At 70.0% G+C, this 20,943-nt stretch carries 23 protein-coding genes and 2 pseudogenes; 12 read left to right on the top strand and 13 right to left on the bottom strand.

The window, feature by feature from the left end:
• Positions 1-136 precede the first annotated feature (136 nt).
• The gene (locus EFK10_RS19780; RefSeq protein ID WP_127357011.1) at positions 137-823 is read right to left on the bottom strand and encodes a TetR/AcrR family transcriptional regulator; all 687 of its coding nucleotides are present in this window, start codon (positions 821-823) and stop codon (positions 137-139) included.
• Positions 824-987: 164 nt separating this feature from the next.
• Here EFK10_RS19780 and EFK10_RS19775 point away from each other — a divergent pair, with 164 nt between their 5' ends.
• Genes EFK10_RS19775 through EFK10_RS19765 form a run of 3 tightly spaced genes read left to right on the top strand, consistent with a single transcriptional unit; the run spans position 988 to position 7,099 of the window.
• A complete protein-coding gene (locus EFK10_RS19775; protein WP_127357010.1) occupies positions 988-2,469 on the top strand; it encodes a purine-cytosine permease family protein in 1,482 nt (493 codons plus the stop codon).
• Complete coding sequence (locus EFK10_RS19770) at positions 2,459-4,123, top strand: amidohydrolase (RefSeq protein WP_127357009.1); 1,665 nt, start codon at positions 2,459-2,461, stop codon at positions 4,121-4,123. Before EFK10_RS19775 ends, EFK10_RS19770 begins: the two co-directional genes overlap by 11 nt.
• Before the next feature lie 33 nt (positions 4,124-4,156).
• Positions 4,157-7,099, top strand: coding sequence for an aminotransferase (locus EFK10_RS19765; protein WP_127357008.1), 2,943 nt, complete (start codon positions 4,157-4,159; stop codon positions 7,097-7,099).
• A gap of 19 nt (positions 7,100-7,118) precedes the next feature.
• Here the strand turns inward: EFK10_RS19765 and EFK10_RS19760 are convergent, their stop codons facing one another.
• Positions 7,119-7,904 (bottom strand): COG4705 family protein, encoded by a 786-nt coding sequence (locus EFK10_RS19760; RefSeq protein ID WP_127357007.1) that lies wholly within the window; start codon positions 7,902-7,904, stop codon positions 7,119-7,121.
• A gap of 170 nt (positions 7,905-8,074) precedes the next feature.
• Positions 8,075-8,536: a VOC family protein gene (locus EFK10_RS19755; protein WP_127357006.1), complete on the bottom strand. Its 462-nt coding sequence runs from the start codon at positions 8,534-8,536 to the stop codon at positions 8,075-8,077.
• Between the two features lie 837 nt (positions 8,537-9,373).
• On the opposite strand from EFK10_RS19755, the gene EFK10_RS19740 reads away from it, so the two are divergent.
• Positions 9,374-11,002 (top strand): esterase-like activity of phytase family protein, encoded by a 1,629-nt coding sequence (locus EFK10_RS19740; protein WP_127357005.1) that lies wholly within the window; start codon positions 9,374-9,376, stop codon positions 11,000-11,002.
• A 91-nt stretch (positions 11,003-11,093) separates the two neighbouring features.
• Here EFK10_RS19740 and EFK10_RS19735 read toward each other — a convergent pair whose 3' ends face one another.
• Complete coding sequence (locus EFK10_RS19735) at positions 11,094-11,285, bottom strand: DUF4236 domain-containing protein (protein WP_127357004.1); 192 nt, start codon at positions 11,283-11,285, stop codon at positions 11,094-11,096.
• A gap of 168 nt (positions 11,286-11,453) precedes the next feature.
• Here EFK10_RS19735 and EFK10_RS19730 point away from each other — a divergent pair, with 168 nt between their 5' ends.
• Complete coding sequence (locus EFK10_RS19730; protein ID WP_127357003.1) at positions 11,454-11,753, top strand: PRC-barrel domain-containing protein; 300 nt, start codon at positions 11,454-11,456, stop codon at positions 11,751-11,753.
• A 66-nt stretch (positions 11,754-11,819) separates the two neighbouring features.
• Here the strand turns inward: EFK10_RS19730 and EFK10_RS19725 are convergent, their stop codons facing one another.
• Positions 11,820-12,701 (bottom strand): SigB/SigF/SigG family RNA polymerase sigma factor, encoded by an 882-nt coding sequence (locus tag EFK10_RS19725; protein WP_127357002.1) that lies wholly within the window; start codon positions 12,699-12,701, stop codon positions 11,820-11,822.
• A 406-nt stretch (positions 12,702-13,107) separates the two neighbouring features.
• Here EFK10_RS19725 and EFK10_RS19720 point away from each other — a divergent pair, with 406 nt between their 5' ends.
• Genes EFK10_RS19720 through EFK10_RS19710 form a run of 3 tightly spaced genes read left to right on the top strand, consistent with a single transcriptional unit; the run spans position 13,108 to position 14,999 of the window.
• Positions 13,108-13,521, top strand: a complete 414-nt coding sequence (locus EFK10_RS19720) for an STAS domain-containing protein (RefSeq protein WP_127357001.1) — start codon at positions 13,108-13,110, stop codon at positions 13,519-13,521.
• Between the two features lie 7 nt (positions 13,522-13,528).
• Positions 13,529-14,281 carry an ANTAR domain-containing protein gene (locus EFK10_RS19715; RefSeq protein WP_240677327.1) on the top strand — a complete coding sequence of 251 codons (753 nt, stop codon included), beginning with the start codon at positions 13,529-13,531 and terminating at the stop codon, positions 14,279-14,281.
• 28 nt (positions 14,282-14,309) lie between these two features.
• Positions 14,310-14,999 (top strand): GAF and ANTAR domain-containing protein, encoded by a 690-nt coding sequence (locus tag EFK10_RS19710; protein WP_127357000.1) that lies wholly within the window; start codon positions 14,310-14,312, stop codon positions 14,997-14,999.
• Here EFK10_RS19710 and EFK10_RS19705 read toward each other — a convergent pair.
• The 4 genes and pseudogenes from EFK10_RS19705 to EFK10_RS19700 form a co-directional block, all read right to left on the bottom strand.
• Positions 15,000-15,372: pseudogene (locus EFK10_RS19705) on the bottom strand (phosphoketolase family protein); the annotation flags it as partial.
• A gap of 57 nt (positions 15,373-15,429) precedes the next feature.
• Positions 15,430-15,537: pseudogene (locus EFK10_RS53320) on the bottom strand (hypothetical protein); the annotation flags it as partial.
• A 24-nt stretch (positions 15,538-15,561) separates the two neighbouring features.
• Positions 15,562-15,729 carry a hypothetical protein gene (locus EFK10_RS47535; RefSeq protein ID WP_164836062.1) on the bottom strand — a complete coding sequence of 56 codons (168 nt, stop codon included), beginning with the start codon at positions 15,727-15,729 and terminating at the stop codon, positions 15,562-15,564.
• A 29-nt stretch (positions 15,730-15,758) separates the two neighbouring features.
• The gene (locus EFK10_RS19700) at positions 15,759-16,115 is read right to left on the bottom strand and encodes a PRC-barrel domain-containing protein (RefSeq protein WP_127356999.1); all 357 of its coding nucleotides are present in this window, start codon (positions 16,113-16,115) and stop codon (positions 15,759-15,761) included.
• Between the two features lie 169 nt (positions 16,116-16,284).
• Here EFK10_RS19700 and EFK10_RS19695 point away from each other — a divergent pair, with 169 nt between their 5' ends.
• Positions 16,285-16,470: a hypothetical protein gene (locus EFK10_RS19695; protein ID WP_127356998.1), complete on the top strand. Its 186-nt coding sequence runs from the start codon at positions 16,285-16,287 to the stop codon at positions 16,468-16,470.
• A 19-nt stretch (positions 16,471-16,489) separates the two neighbouring features.
• Here EFK10_RS19695 and EFK10_RS19690 read toward each other — a convergent pair whose 3' ends face one another.
• On the bottom strand, positions 16,490-17,107 hold the full coding sequence (locus tag EFK10_RS19690; protein WP_240677325.1) for a hypothetical protein: 618 nt from the start codon (positions 17,105-17,107) through the stop codon (positions 16,490-16,492).
• An 11-nt stretch (positions 17,108-17,118) separates the two neighbouring features.
• Positions 17,119-17,505 (bottom strand): STAS domain-containing protein, encoded by a 387-nt coding sequence (locus EFK10_RS19685; RefSeq protein ID WP_240677324.1) that lies wholly within the window; start codon positions 17,503-17,505, stop codon positions 17,119-17,121.
• A gap of 552 nt (positions 17,506-18,057) precedes the next feature.
• On the opposite strand from EFK10_RS19685, the gene EFK10_RS19675 reads away from it, so the two are divergent.
• Positions 18,058-18,972, top strand: a complete 915-nt coding sequence (locus EFK10_RS19675; RefSeq protein ID WP_164836061.1) for a LysR family transcriptional regulator — start codon at positions 18,058-18,060, stop codon at positions 18,970-18,972.
• A gap of 104 nt (positions 18,973-19,076) precedes the next feature.
• Positions 19,077-19,346 (top strand): hypothetical protein, encoded by a 270-nt coding sequence (locus EFK10_RS19670; RefSeq protein WP_127356996.1) that lies wholly within the window; start codon positions 19,077-19,079, stop codon positions 19,344-19,346.
• A 28-nt stretch (positions 19,347-19,374) separates the two neighbouring features.
• Here EFK10_RS19670 and EFK10_RS19665 read toward each other — a convergent pair whose 3' ends face one another.
• Both EFK10_RS19665 and EFK10_RS19660 read right to left on the bottom strand, forming a co-directional pair.
• Positions 19,375-19,770, bottom strand: a complete 396-nt coding sequence (locus EFK10_RS19665; protein WP_127356995.1) for an SRPBCC family protein — start codon at positions 19,768-19,770, stop codon at positions 19,375-19,377.
• Positions 19,771-19,775: 5 nt separating this feature from the next.
• Positions 19,776-20,378 carry a CGNR zinc finger domain-containing protein gene (locus EFK10_RS19660; protein WP_127356994.1) on the bottom strand — a complete coding sequence of 201 codons (603 nt, stop codon included), beginning with the start codon at positions 20,376-20,378 and terminating at the stop codon, positions 19,776-19,778.
• 21 nt (positions 20,379-20,399) lie between these two features.
• On the opposite strand from EFK10_RS19660, the gene EFK10_RS19655 reads away from it, so the two are divergent.
• Positions 20,400-20,852 (top strand): VOC family protein, encoded by a 453-nt coding sequence (locus tag EFK10_RS19655; RefSeq protein ID WP_127356993.1) that lies wholly within the window; start codon positions 20,400-20,402, stop codon positions 20,850-20,852.
• Positions 20,853-20,943: the final 91 nt, after the last annotated feature.

The raw sequence follows: 20,943 nt of genomic DNA, 5'->3' as shown, positions 1-20,943 counted from the left end.
GCACTCTCCCCCAGACTCCGTCCGGGGGGAGGACCCCCACCCAGCCGCCAGGCTGGGGGACGTCGTCGACCGACGACAACGCCGCCAGGCGAGAGCCACCGGCACGCGACACCGCCCCACCCATTCGCGCGGCCTCTTAACGCGCCCGCGAGCGGATCGAGTCGATGAGGAGCTCGACCGCGAGGCGGAAGTTGTCGGGGGAGTCCAGCGGCGGGATGTCGTCGATCAGGGCGGCCAGATTCGGGTACGTGTCCGGGGGCAGCTCGCGGTAGTCGACGCGCCAGGAGCGCAGGTCAGCCTCGCGGGTGGGCGCGTCCAGGGCGTACAGGGCGGCCTCCATGCTGGCGTAGGCCAGGACCGTGTCCGCGAAGACCCGGTAGCACTGCGCGGCGTCGCGGTCGGGGAGCCCGGCGCGGCGCATGCAGCCGAGGATGTGCTCGACCACCTCGAACTCGTGCGGGCGGCGCGCGGTACGGGCGGCGACCAGCTGGCCGACCTGGGGATGGGCCATGAAGGCGCCCCGGATGCGGTGGGCGACGGCGCGCAGGTCCTCGGCCCAGTCGTCGGTGACGGGGAGGCCGCCGGCGGTGGTCTCGGCGTGCAGGGCGTCGGTCAGGGCGAGGAGCAGCTCGTCCTTGTCGCGGAAGTGCCGGTAGATGGCCGTCGGGTGGGCGTCCAGCTCGCGGCCCAGCGCCTCGAAGGTGAGTGACTCGATCCCGGCGCGGTCGCAGATCCGCAGGGCGGCCTCGGTGATGACCTGCTGGTTGAGACTGCCCCGGGGGCGCCGGGTGCGTCCCGCGCCCGCCTTGGGGGTGGCCGCCATCCCGCCGTGTCCTCTCGTCGCCCGCAGTCGTTCGTCGCCAGATGGATGCTACCGGCCCGTGTTAATCGCCGGTTACCTGTAGTCAATGTCATTGACTATCGAGTTGATTACCTCCCACACTGACGATCGGCGAGCCGCACCGCCACTCCCCCGTCTGGAGACCGATGCCCTCCATATCCGCTCGTACGCCGTCCGCCGACCCCCCTCGACCCTCCTCCTCGCCCGGCCCCGCGGCCGCGAGCATCGGGCTGGAGGTCCATTCCGTCGACTGGATCCCGACCGCCGAGCGCCACGGAACCCCCGCCCATCTGGGTGCGCTGTGGTTCGTCGGCAACATCAACCTCACCGCCATGGCCACCGGCGTCACGGCGCTGAGCATCGGCGCCGGCCTGCTCTGGACGATCGTGGCGACCGTCACCGGCTCGCTCTTCGGCACCTTGTTCATGGCCTTTCACTCCGCCCAGGGGCCGCAGCTCGGACTGCCCCAGCTCGTACAGTCCAGGCCGCAGTTCGGCTATCTCGGCGCCGCGCTCACGGTCTGGGTCTTCGCCCTGGTCAACTACGTCGCCTACAACACCTCGGACGCGATCCTGTCCGGCGACGCGATGCACACCCTCTTCGGGCTCGGCTCCAGCGCCGGGTACTTCATCGCGGCCGCCGTGGCCGCGATGATCGCGCTGTTCGGCTACCGCTGGATCCACCGGGTGAGCCGCTGGCTGGCCTGGCCCCTGGTCGCCGTGATGGCGGTGCTCACGGCGGCGGCGCTGGGCGACGCCGCGCTGCCGAAGGGTGCCTTCACGCTCGGCGCCTTCCACGCCGGGCCGGTCATGACGGTCTTCGTCATCACGGCCGGGTTCCAGCTGGGCTGGGCGCCGTACGTCTCGGACTACTCCCGCTATCTGCCGGCGAACGTCGGGGTCCGGCCGGCCTTCTGGTGGACGTATCTGTCCAGCGGCCTGTCCGCGATCTGGGTCTTCGGGATCGGCGCGGTGATATCCGCCGCGCACCCCGACGCCACCCCCGTGGAAGCCTTCAAGGCGGCGGCCGACGGACTGGTGGGCGGCCTGGGCCGGGTCGTGGTGCTGGCCCTGCTGGTCGGACTGCTGTCGGTGATGGCGATCAACCAGTACGGCGGGATGATGTCGATGATCTCGATCAAGGACTCCTTCTCACCCGTCGTCGCCAACCAGCGGATCCGCGCCGTCTGCATCGGCATCATGTTCTTCCTGGTCTGGGGCGTGGCGCAGTTCGTCGGGGTGGACCGCTTCAACTCCTTCTACGGCAATGTGCTGATCTTCCTCGCCTACGTCTTCACCCCGTGGACGGCGATCAACCTGGTCGACTACTTCTTCGTCCGGCGCGGCCTGTACGCGATCAAGGAGATCTTCAACCCCTCTGGGATCTACGGCCGTTGGGGCTGGCGCGGCAACCTCGCCTACCTGCTGGGTCTGCTGGTGATGATCCCGTTCATGGTCTCCGGTCCCTTCACCGGGCCGATCGCCACGGCGCTCGGCGGCGCCGACTACTCGATGTTCGTCGGCCTGCCCGTCGCCGGCCTGTTCTACCTGCTCTTCTGCCGCAGCCTCGACCTGGAGGCCGAGCGGCGGATCGTGGCCGAGGAAGGGATTCTCGAGGGTGCCCACTGACGACACCGCCGACCTGATCGTCACCGGTGCCCGGGTGCGCCTCGGCGAGGGCCGCTGGGCCTCAGCCGTTGCGGTCCGCGACGGCCGGATCTCCGCCCTCGGCGAGGAGACCGAACTGCGGGGACTGGCCGGGCCCGGGACCCGGGTGGTGCGGGCGACCGGCGGACTGGTCGTCCCCGGCTTCCAGGACAGCCACATCCACGCGCCCTTCGCCGGACGCAACCGGCTCCGCCTGTGGCTCAACGACCTGGCGGGCCGGGGCGCGTACCTGGACGCCATCGCCGCCTATGCCGACAGCCACCCCGATGAGCCCTGGATCATCGGCGGCGGCTGGGCGATGGAGTACTTCCCCGGCGGCACCCCGCGCAAGGAGGACCTGGACGCCATCGTCCCGGACCGCCCGGTCTTCCTCTTCAACCGGGACGTCCACGGCGCCTGGGTCAACTCCCGCGCCCTGGAGGCCGCAGGCATCGACCGGGACACCCCGGATCCCGCCGACGGCCGCATCGAGCGCGATCCGGCGACCGGCCTGCCCACCGGCACCCTGCACGAGGGTGCCGCGTACCGGGTCAACGACCATGTCGTACCCGAGCCGGGGCAGGCGGAGTGGGAGGCCGCGATCCTGGAGGCGCAGACGTATCTGCACTCCCTCGGCATCACCGGCTGGCAGGACGCCTGGGTCACCCCCGGCACCCAGGCCGCCTACCAGTCACTCGCCGCCGACGGCCGGCTGACCGCCCGCGTGGTGGGCGCCCTGTGGTGGGACCGGCACCGCGGCCTGGAGCAGATCGACGAACTGCGCGTACGCCGCGAGCAGGGCCTCGCGGTCCGTGCGCCCGGCGCGGCGCTGGGGTCCGGCTTCCACCCCACGACCGTCAAGATCATGACCGACGGGGTGCTGGAGAACCACACCGGAGCCCTGCTCGAGCCCTACTGCGACGGATGCGGCGGCCACAGCGACAACCGCGGCCTCAGCTACCTCCCGTACGAAACGCTCCGCCAGGCCGTCACCGAACTGGACCGGCACGGCTTCCAGGTCCATCTGCACGCCATCGGCGACCGCGCCGTCCGCGAGGCCCTGGACGCCATCGCCGCCACCCGCGCCGCCAACGGACCGGGCGACCGACGCCACCACATCGCCCATGTGCAGGTGGTCCAGCCCGAGGACGTCGGGCGCTTCGCCGAACTCGGCGTGGTCGTCAACTGCCAGGCCTACTGGGCCCAGAGCGAGCCGCAGATGGACGAGCTGACCATCCCCTACCTCGGCCCGGAGCGGGCCCGGATGCAGTACCCCTTCGCCGACCTGCTGGCCTCCGGGGCGCGGCTGGCCATGGGCAGCGACTGGGCCGTCACCACCGCCGACCCACTGGAGCAGATCGAGGTCGCCGTCACCCGCGTCGACCCCGAGAACCGGGGCAAAGCGCCCTTCCTCCCCGAGCAGCGGCTCCGCCTCGACGACGTCCTGGACGCCTTCACCTCGGGCTCCGCGTACGTGAACCACGACGAGCAGGGCGGCGCCCTCGAAGTCGGCCGCCGCGCCGACCTGGCGCTGCTGGACCGCGACCTCTTCGCCCCCGGCGCCCCGCCCATCGCCGACGCGCGCGTACGGCTCACGGTCGCGGCGGGGAAGGTCGTCCATGATGAGGGGCTGTGAGCACGCTCGTACGGTCCGACAGGAGGCCCACCGATGACCGGCCATGACTTCTTCGCCGAGCCGAATCTGCCGCGCCCCGAGGTGAGTCCCGTACGGGCCAGGGCCGTGGCGGCGGAACACTTCGGGATCGAGGGGCGGTTCCGCGAGGTCGGCAGCCAGCAGGAGCGCAACTTCGTCATCGACGCGCCGTCCGGGCGGTTCGTGCTCAAGATCGCCAACCCGGCGTTCTCGGACGACGAGCTCGCGGCCCAGGACCACGCGCTGCTGCACCTCGCCGGCACCGCGCCCGACCTGGTGATCCCGCAGCCCCAACCCACCCGGGACGGCGGCTTCGTCGCCCGTTTCGACGCCGACGGTGTCGCTCTGCGGGCCCGGCTGCTCAGCTTCGTACCCGGCCGGCCGCTGGCGGACGCCGGCCACCTGGCCCCGTCGGTGATGGCGCGGCTCGGCGAGCTCTCCGGCCGGGTGGCGGCCGGGCTGGCCGGCTACCGGCACCCCGGGCTGGACCGGACCTTGCAGTGGGACATACGCAACGCCCGACGGGTCCACGAGACGCTGGCCGCATTCGTCACCGACCCCGTGCGGGCCGGGGTCCTGAGCCGGGCCGTCGAGGAGTCGTGCGACCGGCTCGACGCCCTCTCCCCGCACCTGCGGGTCCAGGCGATCCACGGCGACATCACGGACGACAACGTCGTCTGCGGCCGGGAACCCGACGGCCGTCCCTCCCCCTCCGGCGTCATCGACTTCGGCGACGTCGGCCTCGGCTGGACCGTCGCCGAACTGGCCACCACCTGCGCCTGCCTGCTGCACCACGAGCCGGCGCGACCCCTGGCCCTGCTCGCCGCCGTGCGGGCGTTCCACAAGATCGTCCCGCTCACCGACGCCGAGATAACCGCCCTCTGGCCGGCGATCACCGCCCGTACCGCCCTCCTCGTGATCAGCGGCCTGCACCAGGGTCTGATCGACCCCGCCAACGAGTACGCGCTGCGGGCCCAGGAGCACGAGTGGCGCGCGTTCGAGGTGGCCGTGAGCCTGCCGGCCGAGGTCGCGCACGCCGCGATCCGCGAAGCGCTGGGGGTGCCGGTGGCGGTGTCCCGGACCCCGGTCGCGGAGGCGCCTCTGCTCCCGCGCCTCGCCGAGGAACAGGCCACCGTCCTCGACCTGTCCCCCCTCAGCCCCGACCTGTCCGACGGCGCCTGGCTCGCCCCGGATGCCGAAGCCCGGCTCGCCGCCGCCGTCCGCCCCGGCGTCGCGATCGCCCGGCACAGCGAGGCCCGGCTGACCCGGAGCCGGCTGCACAGCGAGGACGCGCCCGCCACGGTGGCCCTGGGCGCCGAGGTCTTCTGCGCCCCGGGCAGCGCGGTGGTGGCCCCCTTCCCCGGCGTCGTACGCAGGACCGGCCCCGACGGCCGCGTCGTGCTGGCGGGGCTCGGCAAGGAAGCCGACCTGCACCTCACCGGCCTGCGGATACGACCCGCCACCGGCGAACGCCTCGCCACGGGCGACGAGTTGGGCGAGGTCGCGGAGGAGGGGAGGCTGTACGTACAGCTCTGCGCCCTGCCCGGCACCACACCCCCCGCCTTCGCCACGCCGGAGAACGCCCGCGCCTGGCTCACCGTCTGCCCCGACCCCGCACCGCTGCTCGGCCTCACCCTGCCGGCCCCGGGCGATGAGCCGACGGGCGCGAGTGTGCTGCGCCAACGGCACACGGCGCTGGCCGACGTGCAGGAGCACTACTACGACGCGCCGCCCCGCATCGAGCGGGGATGGCGCCAGCATCTGACCGACCTCGACGGGCGCACCTACCTGGACGTGATCAACAACGTGGCCTCCATCGGCCACGCCCACCCACGCCTCACGGCCGCCGTCGCCCGCCAGTGGGACCTGCTCAACACCAACTCGCGGTTCAACTACCGGGCGGTCTCCGAGTTCGCACAACGCCTGGCCGACCTGCTCCCCGACCCCCTGGATACCGTCTTCCTGGTCAACAGCGGTTCCGAGGCCGTGGACCTGGCCCTGCGGCTGGCCAGGACCTTCACCGACCGCGAGGACATCGTCTGCGTAGCCGAGGCCTATCACGGCTGGACCATCGGCTCCGACGCCGTCTCCACCTCGCTGGCCGACAACCCCCGCGCCCTCACCACCCGCCAGGACTGGGTCCACCCCCTGCTGGCCCCGAACACCTTCCGCGGGCGGTTCCGCGGCCCGGACGCCGCCGCCCACTACATCGACGACGCCCGTCAGGTCATCGGTGCCGCCGTCGTCGCCGGCAGTCCGCCCGCCGCCTTCATCTGCGAGGCGCTGTACGGCAACGCGGGTGGCGTACCCCTGCCGGACGGTTATCTGCGCGGGATCTACGACGCCACGCGCGAGGCCGGCGGCCTCTGCATCGCGGACGAGGTGCAGGTCGGCTACGGCCGCCTCGGGCGCCACTTCTGGGGATTCGAGCAGCAGGGGGTGACCCCGGACATCGTCACCGTCGCCAAGGCCATGGGCAACGGCCATCCGCTGGGCGCGGTCATCACCCGCCGGGACATCGCCGACGCCTTCGCCAAGGAGGGCTACTTCTTCTCCTCGGCCGGCGGAAGCCCGGTCAGCTGCGTGGTCGGGCTGACGGTCCTGGACGTCATAGAGGACGAGGGCCTGCAGGCCAACGCCACCGTCGTCGGCGACCACCTGCGCCACCGCGTCGAGCACCTGGCCAAGGACCTTCCCCGGTCCGGGACCATGATCGGTGCCGTTCACGGCATGGGCCTCTACATGGGCATCGAGCTGGTCCGGGACCCCGACACCCTGGAACCGGCCACCGAGGAGACCGCCGCCATCTGCGAACGCCTGCTGGAACTCGGCGTCATCGTCCAGCCCACCGGCGACCGCCTCAACGTACTGAAGATCAAACCCCCGCTGTGCCTGACCACCGAAAGCGCCGACTTCTTCGTCAACGCCTTGTCCCGCACCCTCCGCGACGGCTGGTGACCATCGGCCGGACCGCCCGTCAGAGCGCCGCGTCGACCGGGTCCGGCCTCTCCGGCTCCGGCTGGACCTGTGCTGCCGCCCGGTTGCGCTGCTGCCATGCCGTACGGGCGATCAGCGCGCCGAGCACCGCGGCGAGGACGAGGGACGACCCGATCGTGCCGCACCCCAGACCGCCCTTGGCGGTGGGCTTGCTGAAGAAGTCACCCACCGTCGCGCCCAGCGGGCGGGTCAGCACGAAAGCCACCCAGAAGAGCAGGGTGTTTGAGATCGGGGTGCGGTACTTGGCGACGAGGGTCAGCAGCAGCAGTCCACCGACCAGCAGCGCTCCGCCCGCATAGCCGAGTCCCGAGTCGTCGGAGAGGAAGTCGCCGAGGGACGTGCCCAGCGTGTTGGAGAAAAGGATCGCCGTCCAGTAGAGCGTCTCGCCGCCGAAGGTGCTGATCCGTGCGACGTCGAAGGGCTGCCCGGTGAGCTTCCAGACGGCGAACACGGCGCTCAGCACGGTGATGAGGACCAGAGCCCCTCGGGCGTAGCCGAGTCCGGCGGTCCGGTTCATGAAGTCCGACATGGTGGTGCCTGCCGTGCTGGTGGACAGGATGACCGTCCAGTACAGCGCGGGATGGAAGCTGTCGGCCCGCAACTGGGTCACCAGGCTCACGAAGAAGAAACCGATCAGGATCAGCGAACTGACGAGGTATCCGACGTTCATGGTCTGGGCGAGCAGATCCCCGGCTGTTTCACCCAGGGTCGTGGCCGCGATCTTCATGACCCAGAAGGCCAGGGTGATCTCGGGGAGTTTCTTCATGGTCCCTTTTCCGCAGGATCCGAAAGGCCAGGACGAACCTGGATCATCCTACGTAAAACAGGACGCGTCAGTAGGAGTTGGCGCGGCGAGCGGACTGCTATCCGCGGCGACAGTCGGAGGTGAAGGCCCTTCACCGGGCTTCAGCGGGCTTCGTCACCCTTCACCACGCTTCACCACGCGTAAACGCGGCTCATGATCTTGCCCAAGGCATTGCGCTCCGGGCCGGGATACATCACCATCACCGGCAATCCGTCCGGGTCACGCCCCTCGACCACCGTGCGGCCTTCGTCGGAATTGGTCTCGACGTGGGCCGACCGCTCCTTGAGGTAGCGCTCGCACCGCTCCAGGTCTTCCGGGTCGTGGGCGGACCAGCACCCGTACTGGACTCCGATCGCCCCCAGCGAGTGCTCCCCGCGCGGGCCGATGGCGCGCAGAACCACACTGGAGTTCCCGGACCCCGCGAGCACCAGGGCAGTGCTCTCCCGGACTATGGTCTCCATCTTCAGCAGGTCACTGTAGAACTCGGCCGACTGGTCCAGGTCGCGGACGAAGACCACGACCGCTGCCAGCCGGGGCCCGTCGTCCTTTGTGCCGACCGGTGTCACGTCACCCTCGGACGGCTCTGGCGTCATTGGGGCTTCTCCCCATCTCGTGCCTCGCGTGGAGGTCGTGGTCCAGTGGCCGCCCCCTCTCTCACCGTATCCGGAACATGGGTGGGCCGCTCCTCGTGCGCTGACCGTCAGGCTCATTTCGAACGTACGTACGAGATTCTCGCCGACGGGTCAGCGGCGGACCAGGCGCGCATGGGTCGCGGCCGGGGAGCTGACCTGCTCAGCGACCCGGTAGCGATCGATCGCGTCCCCCAGGTTGTGGAGCAGGCGCTCACCCCTGCCGGCGAGGATCGGGACGATGGCCAGGTGCAGCGGGAGGCGATGGCGTGGCTGAGGCGGCGGGCGGCTTTCGGGCGGGAACGGATGGCCTCGGCGAGCTGCCAGGCGCGGGGCAGGAGCTTGTCGGCCGGATGGGGAGGATCTGACCGGCCGCCTGCTGGACCTGGTCAGAACCGGCATCCAACACACCGCCCCGGCCCGGTCCCACCTGAGTCGCCGCGAGACCACAGAGGAAACCGATTCCTCAGGTGTCACAGTCATCGTCGCTCGGCCTCAAACCGCTCGGGCTCGGCCCGCGCCGTGTCGTCGGTGGTGCTCTCCTTCGACCTGTACGTGCCCGGCACCCTGACGTTCAGATCGTCGCGCTCGTGCGTACTCGGCGAGTGACGTCGCCGCCCTCCAACAGATCATCTCCCTGACAGGGCCGCCGGGCTTTACCGGGGTTGTACCTGCCGGCCACCTGCACGTCACCAATTCGTCAGTGCCACGTCGGCTTAGTCCGGCTCTGTAGCCATGTGGGGTCTTGAAACTTTGCCGGTCGCACGCGCCAACGGGACGCGTTTGCCCCAGGAGGATCAGATGAAACGTCCGAGAAACGCCACCGCCGCAGCCATGGTGGTGATCTTGTCCTTGGTCGGGAGCACTGCGTCGGCAGCCGCAGCGGACGCCGGCCACCACGATTCCGGCCCCGCGCTCAGCGCCCGCGGCGACGCCTACTCCACGCACGCCGGCAAGTCGTTGACCGTACGCGGTAGCGGCGTGCTGGCCAATGACACCGGCAGCCCGGTCACCCTGATCTCGCACACCGACACCGCCCACGGCTCGCTGACGCTGAATCAGGACGGCTCGTTCTCCTACGTGCCCGAGGCGGGCTTCACCGGCACCGACACCTTCACCTACAAGGTCAGCGACGCCGTACGGCTGTACCAGACCCACCTGAAGCCGCTCGCCACCATAGGCGGGGTGCCAGTCACCGCGGGGGCGTACGGCTCGTCGCTGTATCCGGTGCCCGGCTCGAAGGACGAGTACTACGGGCTCACCGACCGCGGCCCGAACGCGGCCGCTCCGAACGGCCAGAAGGTGCTGCCGCTGACGAACTTCGATCCCACGATCGGCAAGTTCCGGATGGTCGGCACCAAGGCCGTACTGGAGAAGACAATCCCGCTGCGCGCGGCTGACGGCACCCCGTACAACGGGTTGGTGAACTCACAGGCCGCCACCGGCGAGACTCTGGTCGACCTCAGCGGAAACGCCCTGCCGCAGTCCCCGTACGGCTACGACTCCGAGGGCCTGGTGGCCATGCCCGACGGCACCTTCTGGGTGTCCGACGAGTACGGGCCGTACATCACGCACTTCGACCGCAACGGCCGGGCCATCGAGCGCCTCTCCCCCTTCGACGGCTCCCTCCCCGCCGAGCTGGCCAACCGCGTGCCGAACAAGGGCATGGAAGGCCTGACCGTCACCCCCGACGGCACCACGCTGGTCGGCATGATGCAGTCCGCGCTCCAGCAGCCCGACCTGTCGAGCAGCACGAAGGCCGCGAACGTCTCCACGGTCCGCATCGTGACGTACAACTTGCGTACGCACGCCACGCACGAGTACGCCTACCTGCTCGACAACCCCAAGGTGAACAGCGGGGCGGTCAGCGAGATCACCGCACTCAGCGACACGCGCTTCCTCGTCGACGAGCGGGACGGCAACTTCGAGCCGGGCGCGTACAAGAAGCTCTTCGCCATCGACACCAAGGGCGCGACCGACATCGGTCCCTCGGCCAAGGTGCCGGGGGCTGTGTACAACGCCGGCAAGGGCGGACTGCTCGTCGGCCCCGGCCAGCAGACGATCGAGGCGTACGTCGGCCAGGACGACACCGCGACCGCGCAGGCGGCCTTGACGTCCGTCGGCATCATCCCGGTCACCAAGAGCCTGGACGTCGACCTCGGCGCCCTGGTCACCAGCCTCGACCCGACCGGTGGCTTCTTCGGCCACGACAAGATCGAGGGCGTCGCCACCACGGACGGCGGTCGCACCATCCTCGTCAGCAACGACAGTGACTTCGGGGTCGACGGCGTCGTCGGCACACCGCCCTACACCCTGCACGCCAAGATCCTCCCCAACGGCCGGCAGGACGACGGTGAGTACCTGGCGATCGACACGACCCGGCTCCCCGCTGCGACCAGCACGGCGACGGTGACGATCACCGTACGGTGACGTTTGACGGATGCGGCCCTGCGCTCACCGCCTCGGCGGCTGCGCAGGGCCGCCTCGCTGTATCGCGCCGGTGCCGACCACGAAGGGACCGTCAGCCCTTCCGGCGGGTGGTACGCCGCCAGGAGAACGGACCGGGCAGGTCGACGGACTCGGTCCGCTGGCCGCGCGAATTGACGGTGTAGTGCCCGGTCTTTCCACCGGTGGTGATGGATACCGAGCCTTTGTTGATGTTCAGGCGGACTCCCGGAAAGATCCGAAAAGATTTGTGGAAGCGCAGAGGCATACGAATCTCCTTAAAAGCGAGTTGGTACTACGACGCCTGCCCCGCTGACGGAGTTTCACCTCGAGGAAGCCGCAGCAGTCGGCCGAGCCGATGAGTGCGGCAGGGCATCGAGGGCAGCCGACCTGTCGAGGCCGGTTCGCGTAAGCCAGAAGCAAGGGAAGAGCATTCATGACGGACGACGTATGGGACTTCCAGGAAGAGCCGGGGGACGAGGCGGCCACGGACCTGACCGGATTCAAGGTCGAGGCAACCGACGGGAGCGTCGGCAAGGTCGACCGGGACTCCTACGAGATCGGGGCCACCCGCATTGTCGTGGACACCGGTGTGTGGGTCTTCGGCAAGCAGGTGCTGCTGCCCGCCGGCCGGATCTCGTCCGTCGACGTCGAGGAGCGGAAGGTCTACGTCGACCGCACGAAGGAAGAGATCAAGGAGTCCCCTGAGTACTCAGGAGCCCCCCGCACCACCTGACCCACGCGCCCGACGGCAAGACGATACGCGCCACGTGGCTGCGCCTTGCGCCGGGCGTCCCGGGCGCTACGCCTGAGTGAGCATCCCGGCCCGCAGGGTCTTGAGGATCCGTGCCAGGAGCCGGGACACATGCATCTGGGAGAGGTGGAGCTCGGCACCGATCTCGGCCTGCGTCATCTCCGCGCCGAAGCGCATCTGCAGGATCCTCCGGTCGCGGTCCCCGAGCCCTTCGACCAGCGGTTTGAGTGCCTGATGGTTCTCCACGCCCTCCATACCGGGGTCGTCCTCGCCCAGTCGGTCGACGAAGGAGCCGGCGGCCTTGTCGTCGCTGCCGGTGCCGGCGGGGATGTCCAGTGATCCGGCGGTGTAGCCGTTGCCGGCCACCACTCCCTCGATGACCTGTTCCGGGCTCAGGTCCAGGTATGCCGCCAGCTCCGCCGTCGTCGGCGAATGGTCCTGGGTCTGCGACAGCGCGTCCTTGGCCTTGGCCAGCGCCAGGCGCCGCTCCTGCAGGCTGCGGGGCACATGCACCGCCCAGCTCGTGTCACGTATGAACCGCTTGATCTCGCCTGTGATGTAGGGGACCGCGAAGGTGGTGAACTCCACTTCGCGGGAAAGGTCGAAGCGGTCGATGGCCTTGATCAGACCGATCATCCCGACCTGAACGATCTCCTCCGTCCCCTCCCTCCGGTGCCGGAACCGGGCGGCCACGAACTTGACCACGGACAGGTTGAGTTCGATGAGGGTGTGCCGCGCGTACTGGTACTCGTGCGAGCCCTCCTCCAGAACTCGGAGCCGGTCGAAGAACACCTTCGACAGCGCCCGCGCCTCCCCTGGAGCGACCTTGCCCGTCTCCTCGATCCACGGAAGCCGACCGGCCGAGGCACAGTCCGCCGCCCGCCGAACCTCAACCGGCGCCAGTACAGCCGAAACCGCAAAAGCTGACATGTCCAAGACCCTCCATAGGCAAGACCTTCCCCGCGTGGCAGTTGGCAGCGCTCACCTACCCCGGTCCGGCATTCCTACGCACTTCCACATCTGTTGGCGAAAGTCGGATAGGCGCAGCCGCCCGTGGGGGCGGTTCCGAGGGCTATGCTGCTGCGTGGACGTCCCAGACCCCGGCGGATGGCTGTTGCTTGGCTCAGATGCCTGCGGAGAGCGGTTCGAACGTCCGGTCGCCGAGTGCATCCCCGAGGGGAACCGGCTGGGTCCTATGGGCTGGAACACGGTCTGCCAGACCGGCCATTCGCCTGCCTGATCGAAGTAAGCCGTACCGGGAGCGCATCAAGGAGGGGCCGGGAGTCCGGCGCCGCCGGGTGGCGCCGTCCCGGCCGGTCTTCTGAACCGAGGCGCCATGCCCGTCACACAGCTGCTGAAGGTCTCCAGGATCGACAGCAATCACCGGACGTTGATCACCCTGGTGGGCGAGATCGACCTGGAATCGGCGCCGCTGCTGCGCGATTCACTGCGGCTGTGCCTGCAGGACGGCATCCGCGCCATCGACGTCGACCTGACCTACGTCGCCTTCTGCGACTGCAGCGGCCTCAACGCCTTCCTCGAGGCGTCGCAGCACACCGCGGCAGTCGGAGGGCGGCTGCGTCTGCACGACCCGCCCGCGATGCTGGCCCGGCTGTTCGCTCTCACCGGCTCCGGCTTCCTCCTCCTAGGTCTGCCCGTACTCCCGGGGCCTCTGCCCTATTACGAGGAGCAGGAGGCCGCCCACCGGCTCGATCCGTTCGTCTCCGCCGCCTCGGGCGGTGCGCTGTGACGCGCCGGTGAGCAGCCGGTCGGCCCGGATACAGGTGCTGGTGGCCGAGCAGGCGGCCCGACGGGGCGCGCGGGTGAGCGTGGTGGACGTGTGTGTCGCCGCGGTGACGGCGTTGCCGGTCGGCGGGGCCGGGGTGTCGGCGATGTCCCGGAGCACGGCCAGTCATCCGCTGTGCAGCACGGACGACGTCAGCGCACAACTGGAGGAGCTGCAGCTCACGCTGGGCGAAGGACCGCGCGTGGACGCTTTCGCCCTCGGGGTGGCTGTCCTGACCCCCGATCTGCTGTCCGACGAAGTCCTGGACCGCTGGCCGGTGTTCGCCCCCGCAGCCACGGAAGCCGGCGCCCAGGCGGTCTTCGCGTTCCCCCTGCAGATCGGGGCGATCAGCCCCGGTGTCCTCGACCTCTACGCCGATGTCGCCGACGAGTTGGACGCGGAGGACCTGGCCGACGCGATGGCCTTCGCCGACACCGCGACCCTGATACTGCTCGACACCGCGATCGACGAGCCTGACGGCCACGTACGGGACCTGGGCGGGTACCGGGCCGAGATCGACCAGGCCACCGGCATCCTCACCGAACAGCTCGGCGTCGGCATCGAGGAGGCCTTCGTACGGCTTCGTGCCCACGCCTACGCCCATGGCCGCCGACTCGCCGAGGTGGCCGCCGACGTGGTGGCGCGACGGCTCCGTTTCGCCCCGGACACGACCCCTGACACGACCCCTGACACGGCCCGGGATGAGGCCGACGATGACGCCTGACCGTACTTCCCGAGGGTGGGCACCATGAATCAGCAACTCCCTGGTCGCCGACTTCGACCTGATCGATTTCCTGCGCCTGCTGACCGACCGCTGCGTGGGGATGCTCGACGTGAGCGCGGCCGGCGTGCTGCTCGCGAACCGGGACGGCGAACTCCGCGTGATGGCCGCCTCCGACGAGCGGGTACGCCTGCTGGAGCTCTTTCAGCTCCAGAACGACGAAGGGCCCTGCCTGCAGTGCTTCCACCACGGCACAGCCGTCGCCGTCCCGGACCTGAGCACCGTCGCCCACCGCTGGCCCCGTTTCGTCGCGGAGGCCCGGCGGAGCGGCTTCGAGGCCGTCCAGGCCCTGCCGATGCGCCTGCGGGACGAGGTCGTCGGCGCCCTCAACCTCTTCCGGGCCCGCCCCGGCCCCTTCGACCCGGTCGGCACACCGGTCGCACAAGCCCTGGCCGACGTCGCCACTATCAGTCTCCTGCAACAACGCTCCACCGTCCGAAGCAGCGTCCTCAACGAACAGCTGCAGACCGCCCTGAACAGCCGCGTACTGATCGAACAGGCCAAGGGCAAACTCGCCGAACGCCACGACATCGACATGGAACAGGCCTTCACCGCCCTGCGCGGCTACGCCCGTTCACACAACCGCCGCCTGTCCGACCTGGCCCGCGCGTTCATCGACGGCACCGAACCGCTCACCGACCTGGTGTTCCGTACGCATTGATCAGCCGGTCCAGGTCCAGTCGGCGACCTCGGGCAGGTCGGTGCCGTGTTCGCGGATCCAGGCGTGGTGGCGCAGGCGGGTGTGCTCCATCGCCTGGCGTACGGGGGCGGCAGGCACGGCCACGCCCGGAACGCGGTCGATGACGTCCATGACGAGGCGGTAGCGGTCGAGGTCGTTGCGGACCACCATGTCGAAGGGAGTGGTCGTGGTGCCGATCTCCTTGTAGCCGCGTACGTGCAGGTTTGCGTGGCCGCCGCGGCGGTAGGCCAGGCTGGATCAGCCACGGGTAGCCGTGGTACGCGAAGATGACCGGCTTGTCGCGGGTGAACAGGGCGTCGAACTCGGCGTCGGGCATGCCGTGCGGGTGCTCCTCCCCGTTGGCGTGCGGGCTCGCGCCCAGCCGGCGGTCGCCTTCGGGGACATACGCGAGGACCTGGTCGCGCGGGCGGCCGTGGTCGTCGAAGAGTTCCTCCGCCCGGTGGGACCGCAGCCACGCCTCCAGTTGGCGTGATGCAGCGTAGTCCGCCCTGCACGCCACGGACAGCGGCACCGCCAGAGCGAATCAGCGGGCCGGCCTTCTGCCGCTTCGCCGAAGCCGTACGACCCCCAGGAAGAGGGCCGCGACGAAGACGACCACGCCGATGACCAGCAGGTAGATCAGGCCCTTCACGAACGCGCCCACGAGGCCCAACGCGACCGCCAGGAGGAGCAGCAGCAGGAACAGCGCCATCTTCGGTCTCCTCTCACGTCTTCAGTGCCTCAGCGGCGTGCGAGCCGCCGCTCACCCTTCGTGCCGAGCTCGTAGGCGAAGGAATAGTGCGCGAAGACATCTTTCTCCTCGCCTACCGCCAGCTCCCCGTCGGTGTCGATCGACGGAGCGTTCTTGACCTGCTGCTTGTCGAAGGCGACCTTCAGGTACCCGGGTCCCACGGTCGCCCCGGTGAGCGGCACGAACACCAGCCGGTGGCGTGTCGGCAGGCCGACCGTGACGGTCGCGAACAAGGGCTCGTCGGTGCGGGTGTCCACGTAGACCGCCTCGAGCGTGCCGAACTTGTGGCCGGCCGCGTCGACGACGGCATGGCCCCGCCACTCCCGGATATCGCCGGCTTCGAACACCGTCGTCCTCCTCTGCTCGTTACCGGACGTCTACCCCGCATTGCCGGTCTACCGATCCACCGATCCCAGGATTCGCACGAATGATCAGCCTTGGGCAGGGCAGGCGCATGACAACGGCGCAGCTACCGCAATCAGACGTGGTTTGCCGTCTACCAGTTGGAGAAAACAGATGCTGGCATTCGTGGCGGCCGTGCTTTTCGGCGTTGCTTTCCTGCTCAATGCGACCGAGACATCGACCGATGTGGTCTTCAGCCCGACAAGCCTCATGCTCTTCGGCCTTGCGCTCGTTGCTCTGCATGTGGCCGGCGTCGGTACCGGCTGGTCCTCCTCCGTGCGTCGGGGACGCCGCCGCTGATCCGACGCAGATCCGGACGCTATTCGGGCCGCTGGGTGCGTGCGTCGTGCGCGAGGCCGTCCGGTACGGCGGCGGTCCGCTCGCCGAGGACCAGGATCAGCGCCCGGAGCACGGCCGGGCCGGGTGACCTGTGGACCTCGCCGACCTGTTGCCAGCCCCAGGACCGGAAGGCGCTGTACGCGGCGTGGTCGTCCTTGTCCAGCAGGGTGACGCCGAGCGAGGCGTGGTGGTCGGCGAGCAGCCGCTCCTGCAGCCGGCCGGTGAGGCCGCGGCTGCGCTCATGGGGGTGGACCACGATCGCGGTGACCGCGAAGACGTGACCGGAGGCGGTCAGCTGCTCGAGGTTCTGCGGGAGAGGCCCACGGAACCCCTGCCACCAGGACCCGTCACGCCCCACGGGGAACCCGAAGGCGCACCCGGCCAGTGCCGCGGTCTCCGCGACCAGCATGCTGAACCCCGGTTGCCGGACATCTGCGGCGAGCCTGGCGAGGAAGTCCTCCCGCCCCCGGTACTCGTCGCCGGACGCGGTGCTGGTGGACTCCACGTACAGATCCGCCAGGTCCTCGCGCATGCCCTCGGCCTGCCAGCGGTTGAGCCGCCGCAGCCGCGCGGTCGACTGCGGGCCCCGCTCCGGCACGGACCGGCGCGTCACAGCGCACCGGCCGGGACGGCGGTCCCGAGGCGGTCGTGCGGGAGCCGCGACGGCATGGGGAAGGCGGCGAGCAGGAAGCCGGAGCCGGTCAGGGTGAGCAGCCGGGCCACCATGGCGGGCGGGTCGTGCAGCCGAAGGGCGCCTCCGGCCGCGGCCGTGCGCTGGGCGGCCTCAAGGAAGGCGTTGAGGCCGCTGCAGTCGCAGAACGTGACGTATGTCAGGTCGACGTGAATGCTGCGGACACCGTCGCGCAGGCACTGCCGCAGCGAGGCGCGGAGCATCGGCACCGAGGTCAGGTCGATCTCACCGGTCAGGGTGATCAACGCCGGATTGCTTCTGTCGTTCCGGGAGACGTTCAGGATCTGTGGGATGGGCAGCAACATGGCGCCTCGGTTCACGAGATCGAAGGGGTCGGTACGAGGCGGGCCAGCGGACAGCGGTGGCCCAGCCGAGGTGTTCGAAGATCCGGATCAGGCCGGCGGACAGGTCGACCTGGCCGGAGCCGATGCCGTGCCGGGCGCAGGTGGGAGCGGAGTGGTGGCCGTTGTGCCAGCTCTCCCCGAAGGAGATCAGCGCGAGCGGCCACAGGTCGGTGGACCGGTCGAAGCGGCGGCTGACGTAGGGCCCGCGACCGCCAGCCCCGCGAACGGGAGCGCGACGATCCCGCAGTGCGGTGCCGAACCGTTGAGGCTGACTGCGAGCCTTCCCTGGGCCGTGGGGCGGCCGGAGATCATGGCAGCCTCCACACCGCGACGAAAACGCCGAGCACCGCCCGGCCGGTCAGCACCAGTCAATCCCGGTGGCACGGCGATGGAAACGAGCAACCCGAGCAAGCTCCATCACCGGAGCCGATAACCCGCCTTCCGGGAAGTAGGCTGGCGTACCGGCGGCTTTGCCGGGTCAGCCGGTACGGCCGGCAAGGGGGGTGGCAGGGCGTGGAGCTGCGCCAGCTTCGCTACTTCGTAACCCTGTCCGAGGAACTGCACTTCGGCCGGGCGGCGGCCCGGCAGCACATCGTGCAGTCGGCGCTGAGCCAGCAACTGCAGCGGCTGGAGCGTGAACTCGGGGTCCGGCTGGTGGAGCGGAGCACACACCATGTCGTACTGACCCCCGCCGGGGCGGTCTTCCTGGTCGAGGCGCGGCAGATACTCGCCCATGTGGAACGGGCGGCGGGGATCGCCCGCAGCGCGGTCGGCGCGGCCCCCGCCCTGCGGGTCGGCATCATCGACTCCGGCTACGACTCGATGCCGCAGATCCTGCACGAGGTCCAGGCCAGATATCCCGGCCTGGTGATCCACCAGGTCGAGGCCGGCGTGCCCGAGCAGTACCAGCAACTCATCGACGGCCGGTTGGACGTGGGAATCGGCCGCGCGGTACTCGCCCCGCCGCAGGTCGCCTCACATCTGTTCCGCCACGACCCGCTCGGCGTCATGGTCCCCAGCAGCCACCGGTTCGCGGCGATGGACGGCATCCCGGTCGCCGTACTGGCCGAGGAGCCACTGCTGCTCGCCGAGGAAGTGCAGGCACCGGAGTTCAACCAGTTCACCGTCGAGATGTGCCGCGCCGCCGGCTTCACCCCCACCGTCTACGAGGGCACCGTCGAGAGCATCCGCGCCGCCGCCGACCTCGTCGCCCAGGGCCGCTGCCTCTACTGCGTCCCTGCCTCCTGCATCTCCGCCCTCCCCGGCACCATCTGGCGGCCGCTCACCGAACCGGCCTCCTACTACCCCTGGTCGGTCCTCTGGCGCGCCGGCGACGACTCCGACCATGTACGCGCCATCGTCGCCTGCGCCCGCACCATGTCCGAGAAACTCCGCTGGCTCGTCCCGATAGACCAGCCGACGGGATGACGCGCCCTGCTCGCATACCGGAGTACCGTGGCGGTATCCCGTGCACTCCAGGCTGCCTTCAGCCGTTGCGGGCGCCCAATCGCCAGCAGGAAAGAGCGCCGCTTATGTATTCAGCCGACGGGATCGCAAAACGCCGTAACGGGCGCGCCGAACCCACCGAAGAGATGATCGCCGGGCTGGTCTGCAGCGTCTGCCGCACCGACTACCGGCGGTCTCCGGACAAGGACGCGAGAGTGGTCTCGCATCACGGCGACACGCAGCTGCTCGCCTGCGAGGGGGTGTGCGCGCGGATGGCAAGCGGGTCCGTGACCGGTGTGGACGAGACACCGCTCCCGCTGGCGGACCGTGTGCGCAACTACGAGGTCGGTCGCTGACGGGCCGTTCGTGAGCAGGTCGTCGCGTTCAGCCCCGGTCGAGGGCGGCGGCGACCTCGGCCATCACCTGCTGCCAGTGCGCCCGCTGCCTCTCGCGCTCCTCGGCGCCGGCCATACGCTCCTGGTGGTATCGGAGCACGGTCCCGGCACCGCCGGCAGCAGGTGTGACGGCGACCTGCAGGGTGGTGGCGCCGTGGGTGACGCGGATGCGGTCTCCCGGGCGGTAGCCGCGGACCTCGCCGGTGACGCCTGCGGCCGTACGGTACGGGGCACCGCGCGCCGGGGTGAGGTCGGCGCCGGGGCCGAGCCAGAGGGCGAGGCCTTCCGGGCCGCTGACGAAGTCCCAGACGATGGGCGGCGGTTGGGGCAGGGTCCGGGACACACCGATCTGCCAGCCGACGTCCTTGGTGAAACCCGTGGGCATCGTGGTCATCCTTCCTCGGAGCGACGGGCGCGCAGTGTCCGTACCTTGTGGCGGTTGCCGCAGTGCTCCATCGAGCACCAGCGGCGGCGGCCCGGGCGTGAGGTGTCGACGTAGACGAGGTAGCAGTCGTCGGCGGCGCACATGCGGATACGGTGCGCGAACGGACCGGTCAGCAGCTCGACGGCGTCGCGCGCGACAGTGGCCAGTAACCCGGTGCCGTCAGCGGGGCCGGCCCAGCTCCGCTCGCCGTCCGGTCCGATGGCGGGGGCGAGCGCCGGGCGGGCGGCGGCTTCGTTGACGGTGTCCAGATCGCCGGGCGCAGGCGGCTCGCCGCGTGTCCGGGCGATGGCCGTCCGGAACAGCGCGTCGCGCAGCCGCCGGGCATCCGCCACCTCGGCCCCGGAGATCTCCAACGCGGGCGTCGGGGTCAGCCGCGACCGGTCCGCCCACGCGGCCAGGTCGGCGGGCGTGTGCAGCACCTCGTACCGGCGGAACGCGCCGGGGCCGCCGGTGGTCAGCAGCTCGAGACAGAGCGCGCCGGGGTCGAATCGGTAGGCGACGCCGGTGTGGGAGCGGAGCAGCAGCCCACGGGTTGCCGACGGGTCCATGTAACCAATATAACCGGTTACATGGCATTGCACTGGAAGCTGGTCATCGACGCCGAGGACGCACCCGCGCTCGCGGACTTCTGGGCCGCCGCGCTGGAGTACGAAGTGGAAGATCCCAGCGCGCTGATCGACCACCTGCTGGCCGCCGGCACCATCGGCGAGGACGTGGTCACCGAACACAACGGCCGCCGGATCTTCCGTGGTTACGCCGGGATTCGGCACCCCGAGGATCCGTTCGACGAGGTCAGCGGCATCGGCCGGGGCCGTCGGCTGCTCTTCCAGGACGTGCCCGAGGGCAAGACCGCCAAGAACCGCCTGCACATCGACGTCCACGGCGGCCCCGGCGGACTCGACGCCCTCGTGGCCCGGCTGGAAACCCTGGGCGCCACTCGCCTCCGCGAGGTGAACGAGGGCCCGGTCGGGCACTGGTGGGTCATGCGGGACCCGGAGGGCAACGAGTTCTGCGTCAACTGACAGTGATGATGTTCGTGGTGACGCTGCTGGCGGGTCTGACCCACCAACTGACTGACGTCTCGACTGTCCTGTTTCGGATTTGTCGGCCCGC

This window comes from Streptomyces soli, assembly GCF_003999195.1.
GTDB classification, from domain to species: Bacteria; Actinomycetota; Actinomycetes; order Streptomycetales; family Streptomycetaceae; genus Actinacidiphila; species Actinacidiphila soli.
This window is presented reverse-complemented; position numbering and strand designations above follow the sequence as displayed.